Here is a 19,950-nt window from a genome sequence, read left to right on the forward strand (position 1 = left end):
AGCCGCTGTGGGAAGCTTGCTTGCAAGCGAATCGTTTGGGGCCGAAAGCCCTTTCGTTTGCAGGCAAGCTACAGCGGCGGTTATTCAGGAGGGCTTGTTTTGCAGCCGTTGCGCCGCGCGTTTGGCGAAGTAAGTGAGGATGCCGCTGGCGCCGGCCCGCTTAAACGCCAGCAGGGACTCCATCATGACCTTGTCCTCGTCCAGCCAGCCGTTCTGGAAGGCGGCCATGTGCATGGCGTACTCGCCGCTGACCTGATAGGCGAACACCGGCACCTTGAACTCGTCCCTGACACGCCGGATTACGTCCAGGTAGGGCATGCCGGGTTTCACCATCACCACGTCCGCGCCCTCGGCCAGATCCAGTGCGATCTCATGGAGGGCTTCGTCGGAGTTGCCCGGGTCCATCTGATAGGTGTTCTTGTCCGCCTTGCCCAGGTTGCTGGCGGAGCCCACCGCGTCCCGGAACGGACCGTAGTAGGCGGAAGCGTACTTGGCGGAGTAGGCCATGATACGGGTGTGAATGTACTGATTGTCTTCCAGGGTCTGGCGAATCTCGCCGATGCGACCGTCCATCATGTCCGACGGCGCGACAAAATCGGCGCCGGCCTCGGCATGGGAGAGCGCCTGGCGAACCAGTGCCCGCACCGTTTCCTCGTTGAGCACATACCCGTCTTCGTCGAGGATGCCGTCCTGGCCGTGGATGGTGAACGGGTCAAGGGCCACGTCGGTGATCACCGCCATTTCCGGCACCGCCGCCTTGATCGCCCGGGTGCAGCGCTGGACCAGGCCGTCCGGGTTCCAGGCTTCCGCCGCGTCCAGACTTTTGGCCTCCGCCGGAGTGGACGGGAACAGTGCCATCGCCGGAACGCCCAGGGCCGCCAGTTGCTCCGCTTCGCGGCATAACAGGTCGATGCTCATGCGCTCGATACCGGGCATCGAGGCCACCGCTTCGGTGCGGTTCTCACCTTCGATGATGAACACCGGGTAGATCAGGTCGCTGGGCGTGAGCACGGATTCGCGCATCATGCGGCGGGAGAAATCGTCTTTGCGCATGCGGCGCATGCGGGTATGCGGCCAGGGTGCACGGGGAAAGGACATAGGGCGTTACCTTACTGTGGGCGTCGTGTTTGCGAGCCTCGGCTCATCAGCCCCGATGGGGGGCTTGGTAAGCCGGCCGGTGTCAGGCCCGGGGGTGCCGCTGGCCGTGACGTGGCAATCGCGAGATGATAGCGCGATGCGCGCCGGGCAGTTTACCAATGCCGGCAAGGTTGATCCATTGAGGCAGGCTATGGGACGTTGGCGACCCCGGGGTAATCCGGGTTCCAAATACATCACGCCAGAAGGCTATCAGGCCATGAACCGGGAATTGCAGACCCTGTGGAAGGAAACCCGCCCTCAGGTGACGCAGGCGGTGCAGGAAGCCGCCGCCCAGGGAGACCGTTCGGAGAACGCCGAATATATCTACGGCAAGAAGCAACTGCGCGAAATTGACCGCCGGATTCGCTTTCTCAGCAAACGCCTGGACGGCATGGTGGTGGTGGACCGGCCGCCGGAGGATACCGGCAAGGTGTTCTTTGGCGCCTGGGTGGAAGTGGAGGATGAGGACGGTGAAAACCACCGTTACCGTTTGGTTGGGCCGGATGAGGCCGACGGCGGGCGTGGCTATATCAGCGTTGATGCGCCCCTGGCCCGGGCTTTGCTTGGTAAACGGGAAGACGATGAGGCCTGGGTGAGAACCCCCACCGGGGAACGTTGTCTTTACGTCAACAAAATCTGGTATCAGTTTCCGGAAGCAGCCCCATGAAAGCGGACCGAGGTTTCTGGTTTTTCGTGCGCAAATCGCTGATCGGCGGTGTCATCATTCTGCTGCCGATCTCGATCATCGCGTTCTTCTTCAAGTGGCTTTACGATGCGGTCACCAGCCTGATCGCGCCGTTCACCCGGTTCGTGGTGCACACTTTCGGGTTGCCGAAGTTCGCCGCCGACTGGGTGGTGGTGGCGGTGCTGGTGGTGTTTTGTTTCCTGGTCGGCACCCTGGTGGCGACCCGCCTGGGAAGCTGGTTGTGGCAGCGCTTCGAGGCGCGCACCATGGTCCGTCTGCCGGGCTACCGGCTGGTCAAGGAGATCATTCTTCAGGTCTTTGGCAAGGATGAGGACAGCCCTTTTCATCGGGGTGAGGTGGCCCAGATATGGCTGTACGGACGTCAGGCGGACGTCTCGGTGATGGGTTTGATAACCTCGCACCACGGCAACGGCCGGGTGACCGTGTTCGTGCCCACCGGGCCCAATCCCACCACCGGTTTTATATACCATGTGAACGAAGAGCTGGTGACCCGGCACCCGGAAGTGGGTGTCGAGCAGATGATGAAATCCGTAGTGGCCTGTGGCGCTGGTAGTGGTCAGTTGCTGCGGGGTGACGGTAACGGATCCGAAATACGAGGAGAGCAATCATGAAAGTGGCCGTATTACTGGCGGGCTGTGGCGTCTATGACGGCAGTGAAATCTATGAAACCACCATTACCTTGCTGGCCCTGGACCGGGCGGGTGTGACCTATCAATGCATCGCGCCGGACATCGACCAGGCGCATGTGATCAATCACCTCACCGGTGAGGTGGATGAAGGTGAGACCCGCAATGTGCTCAAGGAAGCGGCGCGGTTGGCGCGCGGTGAGGTGATCGAGCTGGGTCAGGCGAAAGCGGAAGACTACGACGCCCTGATCGTGCCCGGCGGCTTCGGTGTCGCCAAGAATCTGTGCGACTTCGCCTTCAAGGGGGCGGAAATGACCATCCATCCGCCGGTGAAGGACTTCATTCAGGCCGTGCACAAGGCCGGCAAGCCGGTGGGCCTGATCTGCATTTCCCCGACCATGACCGGGCTGTTATTCGGTGACGCCACCTGCACCATCGGTTCCAACACTGAAGTGGCCGCCGCCATTGAGCAGATGGGAGGGCGCCACCAGCCGTGTCCGGTGGACGACTTTGTCGTCGACGAGGAAAACCGTCTGGTGACCACGCCGGCCTACATGGAAGCCGGTAGCATCAAGGAAGCCGCCGCCGGTATCGAGAAACTGGTGGACAAGATCCTGTCCATGGCGGGTTAGCCCCGGGAGTGGCTCCCGCATTGATGCGAAGCCGCTGTGGGAAGCTTGCTTGCAAGCGAAGTTCTTCCAGTATTTTGGAAACGCCTTCGCCGGCAAGCCGGCCTCTCGCAGTGGCTTCGTCGCCATGCTGAGGGATCGGTTCTACCCCGGAAAGTGGCCGTCGAATTCCTTCAGCATCGTCACCAGCGCCTCGGTGTCCTCAGGCAGATCCTTCAGCGCTTCTTCGGCCATTGGCGCCACGTCGCACCGTGACGGCAACGGATAATCCCCGTCCAGCAAGGCCCGGAAACGGGCGATGAACACCCATTGCAGCCACTGGCTGAACACCATGGTGTCGGCGAAAAACGGCGTGACGCTGTCGAACGCCTCGGGGCCGGGCGGTTGCGTTTCCCACAGATCCAGCCGTTGTAGTTCCCGTTGCAGTTGGTCGAGCAGAGTGGTGAGACGTTGCGTTTGATCAGTCATCGAACAGAGGCAGAAGGTCGGTGAGTTCATGAAGGTTGTGGATGTAGTGATTCGGCTGATCCAGATCCGATGGCCAGGACAAGTCGATCAGGTTGGCCCACACCGCATGGAAGCCATGCTGGCGGGCCGCGTCCACATCCTCCAGCGGATGGTCGCCCACATGCACTGCCTGGGTGGCGGTGACGCCGGCGCTGTGCAGGGCGGCATGGAACATGTCCGCCTCCGGCTTGCGTTTGCCGATGCTTTCCGCTGAATGGTGGAAGGCAAAGAGATCGCGAATGCCGATTTGCTCCAGGTCGGCGTTACCGTTGCTGAGTGCCCCCAGGGTGTAGCTGTCCGCCAGGGTTTCCAGTACCTCCAGCGCGCCAGGGAAGAAACTGACCTTATTGCGTGCTTCGTGGAACACCAGAAAGGCGTCCTGGGCGATGTGGCGGGCCTCGCGTTCGGCGAATCCGGCTTCAATGAAGGCCTGGGCCATGGCGTCCCGGCGCAGCCGGGTCAGATTATTCAGATAGTCCGGCTGCTCGCCGATCAGCCGGTCGCGCACCGAGCGGATGCGCTCGGCGGTGAGCGCCGCGGACGCGTCCGGATGATGCTCGGCGATCCAGGCGCTGCAGGCGCGTTCCGCCTGACGAATCACCTCGTCCACTGGCCAGAGGGTATTATCCAGGTCGAAGGTGATCAGTTTCAGTCCAGTCATAGGGAATCGGCGAACAGCGGGTTGATCGGGGTGACGGACTTTCCACTATCCCCGATCACTCCGCCGCGATCAATCGTCTTTCTTGCGCTGGGCGCGCGGGTGGGCGTCGTCGTAGATCCGCGCCAGATGCTGGAAATCCAGATGGGTATAGACCTGGGTGGTGCTGAGATTGGCGTGGCCGAGCAACTCCTGCACCGCGCGCAGATCGCCGGAAGACTCCAGCAGATGGGTGGCGTAGGAATGGCGCAGCTTGTGGGGGTGCAGATGCTCGCCGAGACCTCGCTTGATCGCCGCCTGACGCAGTCTTTGCTGCACCGTGGCGGGTGATACCCGCCGCCCGCGCTGGCTGACGAACAGGGCCGGCTGGTCCGCGGAGGTGAACTGGCCCCGCACAGACAGCCAGCGACGCAGGGCGGCCAGGGCCGGTTTGCCCACGGGCAGCAGGCGGGTCTTGTTGCCCTTGCCGGTGACGCGCACCTGGGCGGCTCGGACGTCGATGCTGTCCAGATCCAGGCTGATCAGCTCCGCCAGCCGCAGGCCGCAGCCATAGAGCAGTTCCATCATGGCCTGGTCACGCCTGTCCAGGGGGGTGCCGCTGGCTTCCTCGCTGTCGAGCAGGTGCCGGGTCTGGTCGGCGTCCAGCGCTTTGGGGAGCCGTTGGCCGCTTTTCGGAGCACGGATATCCAGGGCGGGATTATCGTTGATTCGCCCTTCTCGAATCAGAAAATGAAAAAAAGTGCGCATTGTGGACAGCAAGCGCTGCAGGCTGCGGCCTCCGAGACCGTCCCGGTGCAGCCGTGCCACCAGGGCGCGGAGGTCGTGTACCGTGACACGGCGCCAGTCGAGATTGTCCAGGGCCCGCCGGGCACGTTCGAGGTCACGGCGGTAATGTTTGACGGTGTTGGCGGAAAGCCGCCGTTCGCTGCCGAGATGGCGGATAAAATCCGCCACCCAGTCCGCGTCGTCGGCGGTGGTCACGGCGTCAGGCCCGCTGCGCCTGGCGGCTGCTACCGGAACGGCTCACTTCGCTGAGGCGGCGTGCCAGGATGTCGCCCAGGTGGTTGATGAACAGGGTATCCATGCCGCTGCGGAAGTGCATGGCGTCACGGCTGCCGATCGCCAGCAGGCCAACCGGGCCATGGAAATCCAGCGGGATCAGGGCGGCGGATTGCACTTGTTCGCCCTGCTCCTGGAACAGTGCCTTCAGTTCTTCCTGGCGGAATACGCCGCACACCGATTTGCCCGGACGCAGCATTGGCGACAGCCCGGGAGGCAAGGCGTCATCGTCGATCAGCCGCACTTGTCGGCGCAGCTCACCGAGAATCGGGATCTCCCGATCGTGCAACAGCAGAGCAACGGCGTCGCACTGGAAATCGTCCTCCAGGGTGCGCACCAGGCCCCGGAACAGTTTGTCCGGAGTGCGCGCTTCCAGCAGGGCCAGGGTCAGGCTTCGCGTCAGCTCGAACAGACGGTCATTTTCCCGTGCCACGTCAAGCAGGCCGTTCAGCCGTTCGCGCAATTCCTGATTGCGTTCGCGCAGGATCGCCGCCTGGCGTTCCAGTAAAGACACCGCCTGGCCGCGAGCGTCCGGCAGACGCAGCAACTCGAGCAGTTCCGGTCGCTGTTGGAAATAATCCGGATGCTGGCGCAGGAAAGCGGCGACCTGGTCGGCGCTGGTGGGTTTTTGCTCGCTCATGAAATCATCCCCGTGGGTTGGCTCAACGGGCTTTGTTTGGCTGCGGAATATCGATGGCGCCATCATAGACACGGCTTGCCGGGCCTGTCATCAACACGCCGCTCTGGCTGTCCTGGCCGCCATGGGGATAGTGGACCTGCAGGGCGCCGCCGAGCAGGTGCACGGTGACGGTATCATCGAGCAGGCCGCGGCGCTGGCCGCACAACACCGCGGCGCAGGCGCCGGAGCCGCAGGCCAGGGTTTCACCGGCGCCGCGTTCATAGACCCGCAGCCGGATCTCGCTGCGACTGATCACCTGCATGAAGCCCACATTGACCCGCTCGGGAAACTGCTCGTGGCTTTCCAGCAACGGCCCGACGGTGTCCACCGGGGCGTTGTCCACATTTTCCACCAACAGGACGCAATGGGGGTTGCCCAGTCCCACGGCGGAGACTTCATAGCCGTTGTTGCCGGCCACCAGGAAATAGCTGTCCGCTTCCGCCTTGGCGGTGAAGGGAATGGCTCGCGGAGCCCAGCGCGGCGCGCCCATGTCCACGGTCACCAGGCCATCGTCGGTGACCCGCAAGGTCATTTCGCCGGCGGCGGTCTCCACGCGGATTTCGTGTTTGTCGGTGAGTTCCTCGTCACGGACGAAACGCGCGAAGCAGCGGGCGCCGTTGCCGCACTGGCTCACTTCGGAACCATCGCTGTTGAAAATACGGTAGCGGAAGTCAACGCCTTCTTTGCGGGCCGGTTGCACCACCAGCATCTGATCGAAACCGATACCGAAATGCCGGTCGCCCAGACGTTGCAACTCTTCCGTCGGTAGCGGCGGGCCGTTTTCCGGCAAAGGCTGGCGCACGCCGTCCACGACCACGAAGTCGTTACCAAGCCCGTGCATTTTGGTGAATTTCAGTCGCATGCGACGCATCCGCGCGGATAACGAAAACCACCATTGTACGGGGATTTTCCAGGGAGCAGTAGGGTGGGAAGGGGACGCGCCAGACGCTTGGCGCCGGACGCCTTGGAACATGGGGCCCTGAAACACTGGGGATATAATTGGCGCTTTCAGGTCTTGCCGGGGCGGTGGGGCCGGTTTTTCATCTCTGGCGTCTGGCGTCTGGCGTCTGGCGTCTGGCGTCTGGCGTCTGGCGTCTGTTCTTATTCCAGCAGGGCGGCGCAAATCTTCAACGCGGTTTCCGTCACTGCGTCCACCGGCTGGGCGTAGCCGGTGGCCATCCAATACAGCGCGATATGAATGAAGCCGCCCTGGATGCCGGCCTGAAGCATGGGGTCGAAGGTCTGACCGGGCCGGGCCAGGGCCTGGGTCATGTTCTGAATGCCGGCTCGCAGAGCGTCGTTGATGGCCCGGTCCACCGCCGGGCTGATGCCGCGAATATCGATCAGCAACAGCCGGGCCACGTTCGGCTTGTCCTTCAGCTCCTGGAAATAGGAGCGCAGCATGGCGCGGCAGCGGGCCAGCGAGTCGCCCCCCGCGGCCTCGGCGGCGGCCATGTTGTGCTCGCGCAGGCGTCGGGTGGCCTGCTCGTAACAGGCGATCAGCAATTCATCGCTGTGGCCGAAGGACTCATAGAAATAGCGCTGGGTCAGGCCGGCGGCGTCGCACACCTGTTTGACGCTGGAATGCCGGTAGCCGTTGTGGCCATAGACCTCGGTCGCGGCGTCGATCAACTGCTGGCGGCGCTGCGCGCGCCGTTCCCGTGCGGCGGTGCCCCGGTACGGTCGCTTGCTTGTGGTTTCTGTGGCCATGGGCTTTCTGAAAATCAGCGTTGTCAAATTGTAAGTGACAATATAAATTGTCATTCATGCCCGCCAGCGGAGAGCCCGTGGCCGTTGAGGCGCGGGAGTCCGTCCTGATGCGTGGCGCAGAGGATATCAGCATGAATAAACAACAAGAACAATTCCAACCCCTTCCCCTGGATGTCCTGATCATCGGCGCGGGACTGTCCGGCATCGGCGCGGCCCGGGCCTTGAGCGACAAGTGTCCGGACAAGCGGTATCTGATCCTGGAGCGGCGGGAGGCCATTGGCGGGACCTGGGATCTGTTCCGCTATCCCGGGATCCGATCGGACTCGGACATGTACACCCTGGGCTACAGCTACAAACCCTGGACCGGCCGCAAGGCGATCGCCGACGGGCCGGACATCAAGCGCTATATCGAGGAAATCGCTGAAGAGTCCGGAGCCATTCACAACATTCGCTTCCGCCATCAGGTGGTGTCGGCCAGTTGGTCCACTGACGACGCGCTGTGGACAGTGGAGGTCAGGATTACCGGCGAGGACGGAACGACGCGGGAGGAACGCATCCGGACCCGCTTCATCGCCTCCTGCTCCGGCTACTACAGTTACGATGAGGGCTACCGGCCGGAGTTTCCCGGTGAGTCGGACTTTAACGGCCAGATCATTCATCCGCAGTTCTGGCCGGAGCAACTGGACTGCCAGGGCAAGCGAATCGTCGTCATCGGCAGCGGCGCCACCGCCGTTACGCTGGTGCCGGCGCTGGCCGAGCAGGGCGCGCGGGTCACCATGCTGCAGCGCTCCCCCAGCTATATCTTCGCCCGCCCCCTGGTGGACCGGCTTGCCCACGCCCTGCAGCGTTGGTTGCCGCTGCCGCTGGCGTATCGTCTGACCCGCTGGAAGAACGTGTTGCTCGGCCAGCGCTTCTTCCGCAATGCCCGCACCCGGCCCGGCCCCACCCGGGACTACCTGCTGCATCTGGCGCAGCGTCAGGTCGGCTCGGAAGTGGACATGAAACACTTCTCACCAGACTACCGTCCCTGGGATCAGCGTGTTTGCGCGGTACCCGACGGTGACCTGTTCCATATGCTGCGCTCCCGCCGGGTGAACATCGTCACCGACACCATCGACCGCTTCACGCCGGGCGGTATCCGGCTTGCTTCCGGCCAGGAGTTGGAGGCGGACATCATCGTTACCGCCACCGGTTTGAAGTTGAACGCCCTGGGCGATGTGCGGCTGGAAGTGGATGGCAAGGAGACGGCGGCGGCCGACTGCATGGCCTACAAAGGCATGATGCTCAGTGACGTGCCGAACCTGATGCTGACTTTCGGCTATACCAATGCATCCTGGACGTTGAAGGCCGAGCTGACCTGCAACTATATGACCCGCCTGCTGCGCCATATGGACAAGAAGGGCGTCCGGATAGCGGTGGCGCGGCGCGATCCGACCGTCAAGGCGTTGCCCTTTCTCGACTTCAGTTCCGGTTATGTCCAGCGCGGCGTGGACGTCATGCCGCAACAGGGCGATCGGGATTGCTGGCGCGTGCATCAGAATTATCTGAAAGACAAATATATGATCCAGTACGGCAGACTGGATGACGGCGTGCTGCGGTTCCAATGACCGCGATAAGAGCAAGGAACCGGATATGAAGATCGAGGGGAAGGTCGCGGTGCTGACCGGAGCGGGTAGCGGCATAGGCCGCGCGCTGGCTCTGGCGTTGGCGGATCGGGGTTGCCACCTGGCGCTGGCGGATATCAATGCGGACAGTCTTGAGGACATCGCCAGTCAGGCACGGGAGCGCGGTGTCACGGTGACGGCGCATCCTCTGGATGTGGCGGACCGGACCGCCGTCGCGGTGCTGCCGGAGCAGGTGGTGGCCGCGCACGGTCAGGTCGATCTGCTGATCAACAACGCCGGTGTGGCGCTCGGCGGCCATTTCGAACAGGTGTCGGTGGAAAATTTCGACTGGCTGATGGCGATCAACTTCGATGCGGTGGTGTGCATGACCCGGGCTTTCCTGCCTCTGCTGCGGCAGCGGCCGGCGGCCAGGATCGTCAATGTGTCCAGCCTGTTCGGTTTGATCAGCCCGGCCGGACAGACCGCCTACTGTGCCAGTAAATTCGCGGTGAGGGGGTTTTCCAATGCGCTGCGTCTGGAATTGAACGGCGGCCCCGTCGGTGTAACGGTGGTGCACCCCGGTGGTATCGCCACCGCCATTGCCGACAGCGCCAGGGTGCCGGAAGGGATCACTGAACGGGAGTGGACGATCCGGCGGGAGCGCGCCCGCAAGCTGCTGCGCATGCTGCCCTCGAAAGCGGCGCGAATCATCGTCAACGGCATTCTCAAGGACAAAGCCCGGGTGATCGTCGGCAATGACGCGCTTGTCCTGTCCTGGCTGGAGCGTTTGATGCCGGTGAGTTACTGGCGGTTGATTCCGGGACTGAGTGGCTGAGGAACCTCATGCCGGACTGGAACCGGCCTCTCTCCATATACTAAGTGGTGCTCCCCCAGAGGGGATTCCGGGGCTCGCCCCGGGGTGACGGGGCGGTTGCCAGAAACGCCCAGGAAAAAAGGAAACGGATATGGGATACCTGCTGAGTGGCGTGTTGATCCTGGTGCTGCTGATCGCGTTGGGACTTTTCGTGTTTACCGTGATGACAGTGCGCAAAGTACGGTTCGGCTTGCCGCCGGAGGGTCGTTTCATCACGGTCATGGGCAACCGCATTCACTACATCGAGCAAGGCAGTGGACCGGAAACCCTGTTGCTGATCCATGGGCTGAGCGGGGTTTCCCAGCACTTCTCCTACAAAGTGCTGGGAGAGCTGGCCAAGGACTACCGGGTGGTGGCCATTGACCGCCCTGGCAGCGGTTATTCGGAGCGCGCGGCGCGCTCTTCCGCGTCCCTGGTGGTTCAGGCCGATGTGGTGGCTGGTGTCATCGACGCCTTGCAACTGGGTAAGCCGATGCTGGTGGGGCACTCGCTGGGCGGAGCCCTGTCGCTGGCCACCGCGTTGCGGCATCCGGACAAGGTGCGGGGGCTGGCACTGATCGCGCCGTTGACCCATATGCCCGCCGCGGGGCCCTCCAAGGCGTTTGCCGCCCTGGGCATACGCCCGTCCTGGTTGCGCCAATTGGTGGCCTGGACCTTGATGGTGCCGATGGCCATGCGTTATCGCGAAAAGGTGCTGGATATCGTGTTCGGGCCGGAAACGGTGCCGGCCGACTATGCCATACGCGGCGGTGGAGCGCTCGGCCTGAGACCCAGCCATTTCATCGCGGCGTCACAGGATTTGCTGGCACTGGATGGCGTGGTGCCGGCGCTGCAGCAGCGCTACGCTGATCTGCAAGTGCCGGTGCGGATTCTCTATGGTCGTGGCGACCGCATTCTCGATCCCCGGGAGCAGGGGCAGGGGATGGTGGACCGATTCCCGGACAGAGTGGAGCTGGAACTCATCGAAGGCGGCCACATGTTGCCGCTGACCCAGCCGGATGTGACCACGGATTTCATCCAGCGCAGCATGCGGGCCTTGCCGCCGGTCTGAGGCCGGGAAAGCCGGGGTGGTCCGAAGATAGGCGCATTGGTTGCTCCCCGCGTACAATGCCGGTTTACCGCCTCGGGATCCGCCATGCTCAGTTACCGTCACAGTTATCACGCCGGCAGTTTCGCCGATGTCCTCAAGCATCTGGTGGAAGTGGCGATCCTCGATTATCTGCGGCTCAAACCCAAGCCGTTCACGGTGCACGATACCCACGGCGGCGCCGGGCGCTATGCCATTGACGATGCGCACATGCAAAAAACCGGCGAGTATGTGGACGGTATCGCCCGTCTGTTCGGTATGCGTACCGGCGTGGCGGCGGTGGACCGTTATCTGTCGGTGGTGGCGCAACTCAATCCGGTGGGGCGTCTGAGCCATTACCCCGGATCCCCCCTGATTGCCGCCCACCTGCTGCGTGAGCAGGACCGCCTGCAATGTACGGAACTGCACGGCACCGACTTTGAACTACTGCGGCGGGAGTTCGCTGGAGACAGAAGAGTGCGGGTGGAGAAACAGGATGCCTGGCAGGGCATGAAGGCGTTGCTGCCGCCAACACACCGTCGTGGATTGGTCCTGATCGATCCGTCCTACGAACTGGAAGCGGATTACACCCAGGTGGTGGAAGCGGTGCGTCTGGCGCTGCGCAAATTCGCCACCGCCACCTACGCGATCTGGTATCCGGTGTTGGAGCGCAACCGTACCGAGCGCTTCGTGCGTCGGTTCGTGGAGGCGGACATGCCGAATCTGTTGCGGGTGGAATGCTGTGTCCGCGCCGACGCCAGTGGACGTGGCATGACCGGCTCCGGAATGCTGGTGGTCAATCCGCCTTATACCCTGGCCGGTAACATGGAGCAGGTGATGCCGGTGTTGCAGGCGGCGCTGGGGGATGGTCACGGCCACCATCGGGTGGCGCGGCTTACTGGAGAGTGAGCGAGCAGCGGTATCGAGACGCGTGGGCCGGCTGATTCGCTGCCAAGGCAGCTTCCCACAGAGAGGGCTACGAAGCCGCCGTGGGAAGCTGCCTTGGCAGCGAATCAGCGCAGGCGGTCTGTTCCTCAACGGTGTGGAACAGTAATGGACCGCTGACCGCGATGCCTGGCGTCCGTAGTCTCTTCAGGGCAGCAGCGTTTCCAGCTTGAGCTGATCCTCGATGGTTTCCCGCTGACGCACCACGAAGGCCTGATCGCCATCCACCAGAATCTCCGCGGGCCGGCCACGGCTGTTGTAGTTGCTGGCCATGGCGAAACCGTAGGCGCCGGCGGAGCGCACCGCCAGCAGATCGCCGGCTTCCAGCGCCAGGGCCCGGTCCTTGCCGAGGAAGTCGCCGGTTTCGCACACCGGACCGACGATATCCCAGTCCCTGCAATCCGCCTCGTGCGGCGTCACCGGCACGATGTCCTGCCAGGCGGAGTAGAGACTGGGGCGGATCAGATCGTTCATGGCGCCGTCGACGATGGCGAAGTTGCGATGCTCGGTGGGCTTCAGGAACAGCACCTGGGTCAGAAACACGCCGGCATTGGCGGCGATGGCGCGGCCCGGTTCGATGTGCACCGGCAATTCGCCGGGAATATGCCGCAGCAGAGCGGCCACGTAGTCCTCATGGGCCGGTGGCGTCTCATCGTTGTAGGTGACACCGAGACCGCCGCCCAGATCCAGATGATGGATCTCGATGCCCAGTTCCTGCAGTTCGGTCAGCAATGCCAGCACCCGCTCCAGTGCGTCCTCGAACGGCTCCAGACGGGTCAACTGGCTGCCGATGTGGCAGTCGATGCCGAGAATCCGGATGTGCGGCAGTTCCGCCGCCCGCTGATACAGCGCCGGCGCCTTGCGGATATCGACGCCGAATTTGTTTTCCTTGAGGCCGGTCGAGATATACGGATGGGTCTGGGCGTCGACGTCCGGATTGACACGGATGGCGATGGGCGCTTGCTGGCCCAGTTCGCCGGCCACCAGGTTGAGCAGTTCCAGTTCCGCCGCCGATTCCACGTTGAAACAGTGAATGCCGACCTGCAGGGCCCGGGCCATCTCGTCGGCGGTCTTGCCGACGCCGGAGAAAACGATCTTGTCCGGAGCACCGCCAGCGCGCAGCACCCGCTCCAACTCGCCGCCGGAAACGATGTCGAACCCGGCGCCGCAGCGGGCCAGTACATTGAGCACCGCCACGTTGCTGTTGGCCTTCACCGCGTAGCAAACCTGATGGGGGTGATCGCCAAAGGCGTCATCGAAGGCGCGGTAGTGTGTTTCCAGGGCCGCCCGGGAATACACATACAGCGGGGTGCCAAAGCGTTCGGCCAGCAATGCCAGAGGCAGTTCCTCGACGTACAGGGTGCCGTCGCGGTAGGGAAAATGATCCATGGGGCTCATCCTGTTAATGCGGGTCCTGGTCCGAATCGTCGTCTTGGTCCTCGGCCGGCGCCTGTTCCGGCGTCGACGGTTGATCCTGGGGTTGGGGCGGCGGGGCCGGCTCGGCGAAGTAGAGCGGGCCTTTCTGGCCGCAACCGCTCAACAGCACCAGCACCAACAGGCTCAATGCACGCATGAAAGGCTCCGGGATACAGCGTTGAATGCGGCGAGTATAGCGGTTTCCAGGGGGCGGTTAATACCGTGGCGGCCGGGTTTCTGGTGATTGGCTGCGCGCGGCGGGCGACGAAGGGCATCGATGGACTTGCCAAAAAACACCACTGGCCTAATATCAGAGAACAACAACCCTGCGGCGTTCCCATCGGAACGCCGTTTTTATAGTGGCCGCTGTCCATGGCGGTCATTTCCGGACGGTCACCGGGGTGATGTGAAAAGTCGTTGCCGGTGATGTTTTGCCCGCGCTCCGCGAGAGGGGCGCTTCCACAGGAGTATGAACATGTTGCCGCCACCCATTACGGTGTCGCGATTGGATGTCAGCCGTATCGAACCGCTGCTGGACGACCTGGATGATGACCAGGTACTGGGATTGGAAGACGAACTGCTACGGGCCACGGTGGTGGACCCTCGCAGCATGCCGGCGGATGTGGTGACGATGAACTCCCGGGTCCGCTGCCGCGAGGAAAACAGCGGCCGGGAGTGGTCGGTGACACTGGTGTACCCGCAAGACGCGGGTAAGCCAGACACGGTGTCGGTATTGGCGCCGGTGGGCGCGGCCTTGCTGGGATTGTCCAAGGGGCAGAGCATCGACTGGCCGGGCCGTAACGGCCGCACCCTGCGTATCGTCATCCTTGAAGTGGAGTACCAGCCGGAAGCCGCCGGCGACTACGATCTGTGATCGCGCCGGGCCTGCGCCCGGCGTTGCCGACCCTGCCGTTTTCATTACCTGGAGAGATAGCCGCCATGAGCCTGGATAGCGTGCGCGCGTTTTTCACCGAAAAAGCACCGGAGATTCGCATCATCGAGCTGGACACCAGCACCGCCACGGTGGCGCTGGCCGCCCGGGCACACGGTGTCGAGCCCGGACAGATCGCCAAAACGCTGGCGTTCCGGGTCGGTGAGCGGGAAGTCCTGGTGGTGGCCCGCGGCGACGCCCGTATCGATAACCGCAAAATGCGCGCGGTATTCGAGGGCAAAGCGAAAATGCTCGACGCGGAGACCGTCTTGGCGCTCACCGGCCACCCGGTGGGCGGCGTCTGTCCTTTCGGGCTGGCCACGCCGCTGCCGGTGTATTGTGACCAATCCCTGCGCGTCTACGACGAAGTGATTCCCGCCGCTGGTGCCACCCACAGCGCGGTGCGCATCGCGCCGCGGCGGCTGGTGGAACTGGTGGAAGGCGAGTGGGTGGACGTCTGTCAATTGCCGGAACCCGCCAACGGGGAGTGATTGCGCCATCGGTCCTGGGGGAGATTTGCGATGAGAATGCTTATTATTTATTCTCTGCGCTTCACCTCTTCCTTCGGACACCGGCATGGCACAGGGCAAAGTGGCCGGCACTCGGCTGCGTAAACAGCTGGGCACCCTCTATGTGGACCATCACGGCTGGCTGTCGTCCTGGTTACAGGCCCGCCTGGGTTGCTCCCATACCGCCGCGGACCTGGCTCAGGATACCTATGTGCGTTTGCTGGTGCGGGGCTATCTGCCCGAGCCGGAGCAATCCCGCCGTCACCTGAGGCGGATCGCCAGTGGCTTGATGGTCGATCTCCATCGCCGCCGCCGTATCGAAGCCGCCTACCGGGACGCGCTGCACGCCCTGCCTGAGCCGGAAGTGCCGTCGGAGGAAATCCGGGCCGAGGTGATCGATACTCTCGTGCGCATTGATGCTCTGCTGCATAAGTTGCCGGCCAAGCCCCGGCGAGCCTTTCTCCTGTCTCGCCTGGATGGCCTGTCCTATCCGCAAATCGCGCAACGGCTCGAGGTTTCCGTGTCCTCGGTGGAGAAATACATTGCCCGGGCGCTGGAGGTCTGTTTCATCGCCGCGTTGGAGTCGCGGCCGTGACCGCCCGAGTGGATCCGCTGGTGGTGCGGGAGGCTGGCCGTTGGCTGGCCCGTTTGGGCAGCGAGGATGTCACCGAGGCGGATCATCAGGCCTGTGACCGCTGGCGGCGGGCGGACCCTCATCATGAATGGGTCTGGCAGCAGATGACCGCTTTGCAGAACGCCTTCCTGTCCCTGCCGTCCCATGCCTCCCGCAGTGATTTGCTGGAGCGGCGGGGGACGCTGTCCCGGCGCCAACTGCTCGGCTGGGGCGCGGTGACGCTGTTGTCCGGGGCGCTGGGCTACGGTGGCGTGCGCTCGGGACTGTGGCAGCGGCAATGGGCCGATTACGCTTCGGGGGTGGGGGAGACCCGGGTCGTGGTGCTGGCCGACGGTACCCGCCTGGTGCTGAACACCGATAGCGCCGTTGACGTGCGCTTCAATGAAACCACGCGGGATCTTCTGCTGCGCCGTGGAGAAGTCCTGATAACCACCGGCGCCAGCGAAGCTCGCCCGTTTCGCGTGCACGCCGGCAGCGGTGTCATCCGCCCTCTGGGTACCCGCTTTTCCGTGCGCCTTATGGGGAGAGCGACGCACGTGGGCGTGTTCGAAGGTTTGGTGGAATGGCGGCAAAGCGGTGCTGATCCGGTGGTTCTGCCCGCGGGGCGGCAAGCGACCTTTGCAGCGGACGGTATTGCCCCGGTGTCCACGCTGCCGGCGGGCGCGGCGGAATGGGAGCACGGCCGGCTGATTGCCGAGCGCATGACGGTGGCCGGGTTTTCGGCGGAACTGGCCCGTTATCGCCATGGGCTGGTGGACTGTGAACCCGAGGTGGCGGCGCTGCGGGTTACCGGTGTCTTTCCGCTCACTGACACGGATCAGGCATTGGCGGCACTGGCCCGGGCGCTGCCGGTGAAGGTGACGTACTACACCCCATTCTGGGTGCGCATCGAAAAAAAACATTGAGGGGGTGGCGGGGCTCGTTCGGAAAACAGGTAGAAGACACTGAATTTCGACGACACCAATAAGGGGACACCATGTTGGTAACCTGTTGCCGCGCCCCGCGACGCTCATTACTGAGAGTGTTGCGGACTTGCGCCTTTGCCGCCTTGTCCATCGCGCCCTTGCTATCCGTTCCCGCCCAGGCCCAAAACGGGCCCGCGCAGGAAAGCTCCGCTCTGCGTTTCGATATCGCAGGCGGTGCCCTCGATGGTGTGCTTAACCGCTTCGCCATTGCCGCCGGCCTGGTGCTTTCCGCCGACGCCGGGCTCACCGCCGGCAAGACCAGTGCTGGTTTGCGGGGCGTCTATACCCCGAGGGAAGGGCTGAGGCGGTTGTTGTCCGGAACCGGTTTGAGCGCGGATTTCGATGGTGAGAGGAACGTTACTATCGTGACCGAGCCGCAAGCACGCCGGCTGGCGCCGGTTTCGGTGCGCGGCGGCGTCGCGGCGGTGGACGCCGGCCGTAGCGAAGGGACCGGCGCCTATACCACGGAAGCCATCACCATCGGCAGGACCGCCCAATCCCTGCGTGAGACACCGCAGTCCGTGTCGGTGGTAACCCGCCAGCAACTGGACGAGCAAAACGCCCACACCGTCAGCGAAGCCATGCGCTACGCCACCGGGGTCACCGTCAGACACTACGGTACCGGCACTGACAATATTTCGGCGCGGGGCTATGACTTCAGTAACTATCAGGTCGACGGCATGCCGGTTAGCGCTGGCAAGGGCAGTTGGAGCAGCAGCTTTTTCGACCTGGCGCTCTATGACCGGGTGGAGATCTGGCGCGGCCCGTCGGGGCTGCTTGACGGTGCCGGTGACCCTGGTGGCACGGTGAATTTCGTGCGCAAACGGGCTCAGCGTCAGTTCCAGGCCAAAGGCAGCCTGTCGGCGGGTTCCTGGGATGCCTACCGGGGAGAGCTGGATGTTACCGGTCCGCTCAATGCGGACGGTTCCCTGCGTGGCCGGGCGGTGGCGGTCCATGACGACCGCCAGTCCTTCACCGATTATGTGTCTTCGAGGAAAAAAGTGGTGTTCGGCACCGTCTCCCAGGACCTTGGGGACGCCACCACCCTGACCCTGGGAGGGGCTCACCAGAGCGGGGATCACCGGCCTTTTTATGGTGTTTCGGTCTACCCCGATGGAACGCTGGCCCATCTGCCCCGGTCCACCTTTGTTGGCGCCGACTGGAACCAGAAGGATGAAGGCATGACCAGCTACTTCGCCGAACTGGCGCATACACTGAAGGGGGGCGGGCAGGCCACGGTGAGCGCGCGCCGCTCACACCGCCGCTCCGACAGCAAGCATCTGGGCTGGGGGGCGACGCCGATCGACCCGGATACTGGCGAAGTGCTGATGTTACCCATCGCCATTGAAACCGAGGAGGTGGATACCGGACTGGATGCGCGCCTGAACCTGCCGTTCAGTGCCTTCGGCGGCCAGCACGAGGCGCTGCTGGGAGTGTCCTGGCAACGTAACCGCACCGACAACGGCTACAGCAGCGACTCCTACGGGCAGGGCGGGGTCAATCAGGACATCTTCGATCCCGATGTCCACGTGCCCGAGCCGGACCTGGTGGTGCGCAACAACCGGGAGACCAAGACCGATCAATCCGCCTTCTACGGTCAGGTCCGCCTGCGGCCCTGGCAACGCACCACGGTGTTACTGGGCGGGCGCCTGGCCTGGTGGAAGACCAGTGACCGGGTGAGACCGGGGGCGGCGCAAAGTCTGCCCAGGGAATTCGTGCCCTACGCCGGCGTGCTCTACGACCTGATCCCCAGAGTGTCGGTATACGGCAGCTACAGCACGATTTTCGCGCCGCAGACCTCGCAGGGGCGCGACGGCGATCTTCTCGAGCCGAGAGAGGGCCGGCAATACGAGATCGGCCTCAAGGGCGAATCGTTCGAGCGTCGTCTGAACGCCCATGTCGCCCTGTTCCGTATCGAGGACCGCAATCGCTCGATGACCGATCCCGCCGCGCCCCCCGGTGCCGGGTTCGCCATCGCCTCCGGGGAAGTGGTCAGCCAGGGGGGCGAGATTGAGATCAGCGGCGAGATTCTGCCGCGCTGGAACCTCAAGGCCGGTTACACCTACACAGAGACCGAATTCAAGGAAGGTGGGGAAGGGGTGTTCAGCAGCCAGACCCCGCGGCACGCCTTCACCCTCTGGACCCGTTACCGGTTCGCGCCGGGGGCCCTGAATAGCTTGTCCGTTGGTGGCGGCGTGCGGGCGCAGAGCAAGATCTGGTATGAGACTTCGGGGATTCGGTCGACCCAGGAGCACTACACTGTGGCGACCCTGCAGGCGGGCTATGAATACGCCCCCGGGTCGGAGGTCACGCTCACCATCGATAACCTTTTCGACGAGTACTATTACGCCAGCCTGGGGGGAACCCGGCAGACCTATTTCGGCGAGCCGCGCAGCGTCACGCTTACCGTGCGCCACGCCTTCTAACGGGCTGCGGGTTAGTCGGACATCGATTCTTTGTGATGGGATACCGCAAGGCCCTCGGTCACAGCCAACCGAGGGTTCTTTTTTCTTTTCACCGTCGTCAATTCGAAGCTGGGCGTTTCGGATCTCGCGGAGTGTCGCCGGTCAGGGCATTCCAGGACCGGCAACGCTCCCCCGCTAGAAAGAAATATCCAGGATTGAAGAGAAACCCTTCCCGCTAATCTGCGATGAATCTTTTAATGGGGAATCACATCACCGGCACGCCGATCAACCAGGGATGCAGGAAAGCGGCGAACAGACCATAGGCCACCAGCCCCACTACCACGGTGGTAATGGTGGCGCTGGACCGGCCGCCGGCACCGCTGGCCGGCTCCCGCCGGCGGGCGGCGCGGAATGCCATAATCGCCCAGACCAGGAAGGCCGCGAACAGAACAATATCGCCGAGCCGGCCGTTGGACAGCAGGTGAGCCAGGGCCCAGACCTTCACTGACAGCATCATCGGGTGGCCCAGGCGGGCCTTGATGGCGTTGCCGGGGACATAGGCCGCCACCAGCAGAATCAGCGCCGGAATCATCAGCAGCACGGTGAGATGGCGCAGCGCCATCGGCGGATTCCAGACAAACACAGGATCAAGCCGGGTCTGACCGTACCCCCAGATCGTCAATACCAGCCCGGCCAGGGCCACCAGTGAATAGATCCCCTTCCAGGCGGGTTCGCCCAGCCGTTGAATCCGTACCTGACGCCAGGGCTCGGCGAAGATACGTACGGAATGAACGCCAAGAAACAGCACGAGGCCGATAATCATTATTGTCATGACTGGCTTCCCTTATTGTGATGGGTGGCGATGTCAGCCTGGAGCATAGCGGGTTTGG

At 63.4% G+C, this 19,950-nt stretch carries 22 protein-coding genes; 12 read left to right on the forward strand and 10 right to left on the reverse strand.

The window, feature by feature from the left end; genetic code table 11:
• Window positions 1-84: 84 nt before the first annotated feature.
• Complete coding sequence (hemB, locus tag E0L37_RS01620; protein WP_133490064.1) at window positions 85-1,098, reverse strand: porphobilinogen synthase; 1,014 nt, start codon at window positions 1,096-1,098, stop codon at window positions 85-87.
• 190 nt (window positions 1,099-1,288) lie between these two features.
• On the opposite strand from hemB, the gene greB reads away from it, so the two are divergent.
• Genes greB through elbB form a run of 3 tightly spaced genes read left to right on the forward strand, consistent with a single transcriptional unit; the run spans window position 1,289 to window position 3,101 of the window.
• Window positions 1,289-1,804, forward strand: coding sequence for a transcription elongation factor GreB (gene greB, locus E0L37_RS01625; RefSeq protein ID WP_133490065.1), 516 nt, complete (start codon window positions 1,289-1,291; stop codon window positions 1,802-1,804).
• Window positions 1,801-2,454 carry a DUF502 domain-containing protein gene (locus tag E0L37_RS01630; RefSeq protein WP_133490066.1) on the forward strand — a complete coding sequence of 218 codons (654 nt, stop codon included), beginning with the start codon at window positions 1,801-1,803 and terminating at the stop codon, window positions 2,452-2,454. Before greB ends, E0L37_RS01630 begins: the two co-directional genes overlap by 4 nt.
• A complete protein-coding gene (gene elbB / locus E0L37_RS01635; RefSeq protein WP_133490067.1) occupies window positions 2,451-3,101 on the forward strand; it encodes an isoprenoid biosynthesis glyoxalase ElbB in 651 nt (216 codons plus the stop codon). Before E0L37_RS01630 ends, elbB begins: the two co-directional genes overlap by 4 nt.
• Window positions 3,102-3,242: 141 nt before the next feature.
• Here elbB and E0L37_RS01640 read toward each other — a convergent pair whose 3' ends face one another.
• From E0L37_RS01640 to E0L37_RS01665, 6 genes are all read right to left on the reverse strand, one after another.
• The gene (locus E0L37_RS01640; RefSeq protein ID WP_133490068.1) at window positions 3,243-3,566 is read right to left on the reverse strand and encodes a YqcC family protein; all 324 of its coding nucleotides are present in this window, start codon (window positions 3,564-3,566) and stop codon (window positions 3,243-3,245) included.
• Window positions 3,559-4,266, reverse strand: a complete 708-nt coding sequence (locus E0L37_RS01645) for an HAD family hydrolase (RefSeq protein ID WP_133490069.1) — start codon at window positions 4,264-4,266, stop codon at window positions 3,559-3,561. Before E0L37_RS01645 ends, E0L37_RS01640 begins: the two co-directional genes overlap by 8 nt.
• A gap of 69 nt (window positions 4,267-4,335) precedes the next feature.
• Window positions 4,336-5,244, reverse strand: a complete 909-nt coding sequence (xerC, locus tag E0L37_RS01650; RefSeq protein WP_133490070.1) for a tyrosine recombinase XerC — start codon at window positions 5,242-5,244, stop codon at window positions 4,336-4,338.
• A 4-nt stretch (window positions 5,245-5,248) separates the two neighbouring features.
• Window positions 5,249-5,962 carry a DUF484 family protein gene (locus E0L37_RS01655; protein WP_133490071.1) on the reverse strand — a complete coding sequence of 238 codons (714 nt, stop codon included), beginning with the start codon at window positions 5,960-5,962 and terminating at the stop codon, window positions 5,249-5,251.
• 22 nt (window positions 5,963-5,984) lie between these two features.
• Complete coding sequence (gene dapF, locus E0L37_RS01660) at window positions 5,985-6,863, reverse strand: diaminopimelate epimerase (protein WP_133490072.1); 879 nt, start codon at window positions 6,861-6,863, stop codon at window positions 5,985-5,987.
• Between the two features lie 239 nt (window positions 6,864-7,102).
• A complete protein-coding gene (locus E0L37_RS01665; protein ID WP_133490073.1) occupies window positions 7,103-7,711 on the reverse strand; it encodes a TetR/AcrR family transcriptional regulator in 609 nt (202 codons plus the stop codon).
• Window positions 7,712-7,842: 131 nt separating this feature from the next.
• Here E0L37_RS01665 and E0L37_RS01670 point away from each other — a divergent pair, with 131 nt between their 5' ends.
• The 4 genes from E0L37_RS01670 (at window position 7,843) to E0L37_RS01685 (ending at window position 12,164) form a co-directional block, all read left to right on the forward strand.
• Window positions 7,843-9,318: an NAD(P)/FAD-dependent oxidoreductase gene (locus E0L37_RS01670; protein WP_133490074.1), complete on the forward strand. Its 1,476-nt coding sequence runs from the start codon at window positions 7,843-7,845 to the stop codon at window positions 9,316-9,318.
• A 25-nt stretch (window positions 9,319-9,343) separates the two neighbouring features.
• Window positions 9,344-10,150 carry an SDR family oxidoreductase gene (locus E0L37_RS01675; protein ID WP_133490075.1) on the forward strand — a complete coding sequence of 269 codons (807 nt, stop codon included), beginning with the start codon at window positions 9,344-9,346 and terminating at the stop codon, window positions 10,148-10,150.
• Window positions 10,151-10,280: 130 nt separating this feature from the next.
• A complete protein-coding gene (locus E0L37_RS01680) occupies window positions 10,281-11,240 on the forward strand; it encodes an alpha/beta fold hydrolase (RefSeq protein ID WP_133490076.1) in 960 nt (319 codons plus the stop codon).
• Window positions 11,241-11,324: 84 nt separating this feature from the next.
• On the forward strand, window positions 11,325-12,164 hold the full coding sequence (locus E0L37_RS01685; RefSeq protein WP_133490077.1) for a 23S rRNA (adenine(2030)-N(6))-methyltransferase RlmJ: 840 nt from the start codon (window positions 11,325-11,327) through the stop codon (window positions 12,162-12,164).
• A gap of 183 nt (window positions 12,165-12,347) precedes the next feature.
• Here the strand turns inward: E0L37_RS01685 and lysA are convergent, their stop codons facing one another.
• Together lysA and E0L37_RS01695 are read right to left on the reverse strand one after the other, a co-directional pair.
• On the reverse strand, window positions 12,348-13,589 hold the full coding sequence (lysA, locus tag E0L37_RS01690) for a diaminopimelate decarboxylase (protein ID WP_133490078.1): 1,242 nt from the start codon (window positions 13,587-13,589) through the stop codon (window positions 12,348-12,350).
• A 13-nt stretch (window positions 13,590-13,602) separates the two neighbouring features.
• Complete coding sequence (locus E0L37_RS01695) at window positions 13,603-13,773, reverse strand: lipoprotein (protein WP_133490079.1); 171 nt, start codon at window positions 13,771-13,773, stop codon at window positions 13,603-13,605.
• Window positions 13,774-14,091: 318 nt separating this feature from the next.
• Between E0L37_RS01695 and rnk the strand changes: the two genes are divergently transcribed.
• From rnk to E0L37_RS01720, 5 genes are all read left to right on the forward strand, one after another.
• Complete coding sequence (gene rnk, locus E0L37_RS01700; RefSeq protein ID WP_133490080.1) at window positions 14,092-14,490, forward strand: nucleoside diphosphate kinase regulator; 399 nt, start codon at window positions 14,092-14,094, stop codon at window positions 14,488-14,490.
• Between the two features lie 65 nt (window positions 14,491-14,555).
• Window positions 14,556-15,038, forward strand: a complete 483-nt coding sequence (locus E0L37_RS01705) for a YbaK/EbsC family protein (RefSeq protein WP_133490081.1) — start codon at window positions 14,556-14,558, stop codon at window positions 15,036-15,038.
• An 85-nt stretch (window positions 15,039-15,123) separates the two neighbouring features.
• Window positions 15,124-15,651: a sigma-70 family RNA polymerase sigma factor gene (locus tag E0L37_RS01710; RefSeq protein ID WP_133490082.1), complete on the forward strand. Its 528-nt coding sequence runs from the start codon at window positions 15,124-15,126 to the stop codon at window positions 15,649-15,651.
• Window positions 15,648-16,595, forward strand: a complete 948-nt coding sequence (locus tag E0L37_RS01715; protein WP_233925490.1) for a FecR domain-containing protein — start codon at window positions 15,648-15,650, stop codon at window positions 16,593-16,595. Before E0L37_RS01710 ends, E0L37_RS01715 begins: the two co-directional genes overlap by 4 nt.
• Window positions 16,596-16,666: 71 nt before the next feature.
• Entirely contained in the window at window positions 16,667-19,081 is a 2,415-nt protein-coding gene (locus E0L37_RS01720) for a TonB-dependent siderophore receptor (RefSeq protein ID WP_133490084.1), read from the forward strand.
• A gap of 244 nt (window positions 19,082-19,325) precedes the next feature.
• On the opposite strand, the gene E0L37_RS01725 is transcribed toward E0L37_RS01720, so the two are convergent.
• The gene (locus E0L37_RS01725) at window positions 19,326-19,892 is read right to left on the reverse strand and encodes an NnrU family protein (RefSeq protein WP_133490085.1); all 567 of its coding nucleotides are present in this window, start codon (window positions 19,890-19,892) and stop codon (window positions 19,326-19,328) included.
• Window positions 19,893-19,950 lie beyond the last annotated feature (58 nt).

This window comes from Alcanivorax sp. 24 (assembly GCF_004360225.1).
Lineage (GTDB): Bacteria > Pseudomonadota > Gammaproteobacteria > Pseudomonadales > Alcanivoracaceae > Alloalcanivorax > Alloalcanivorax xiamenensis.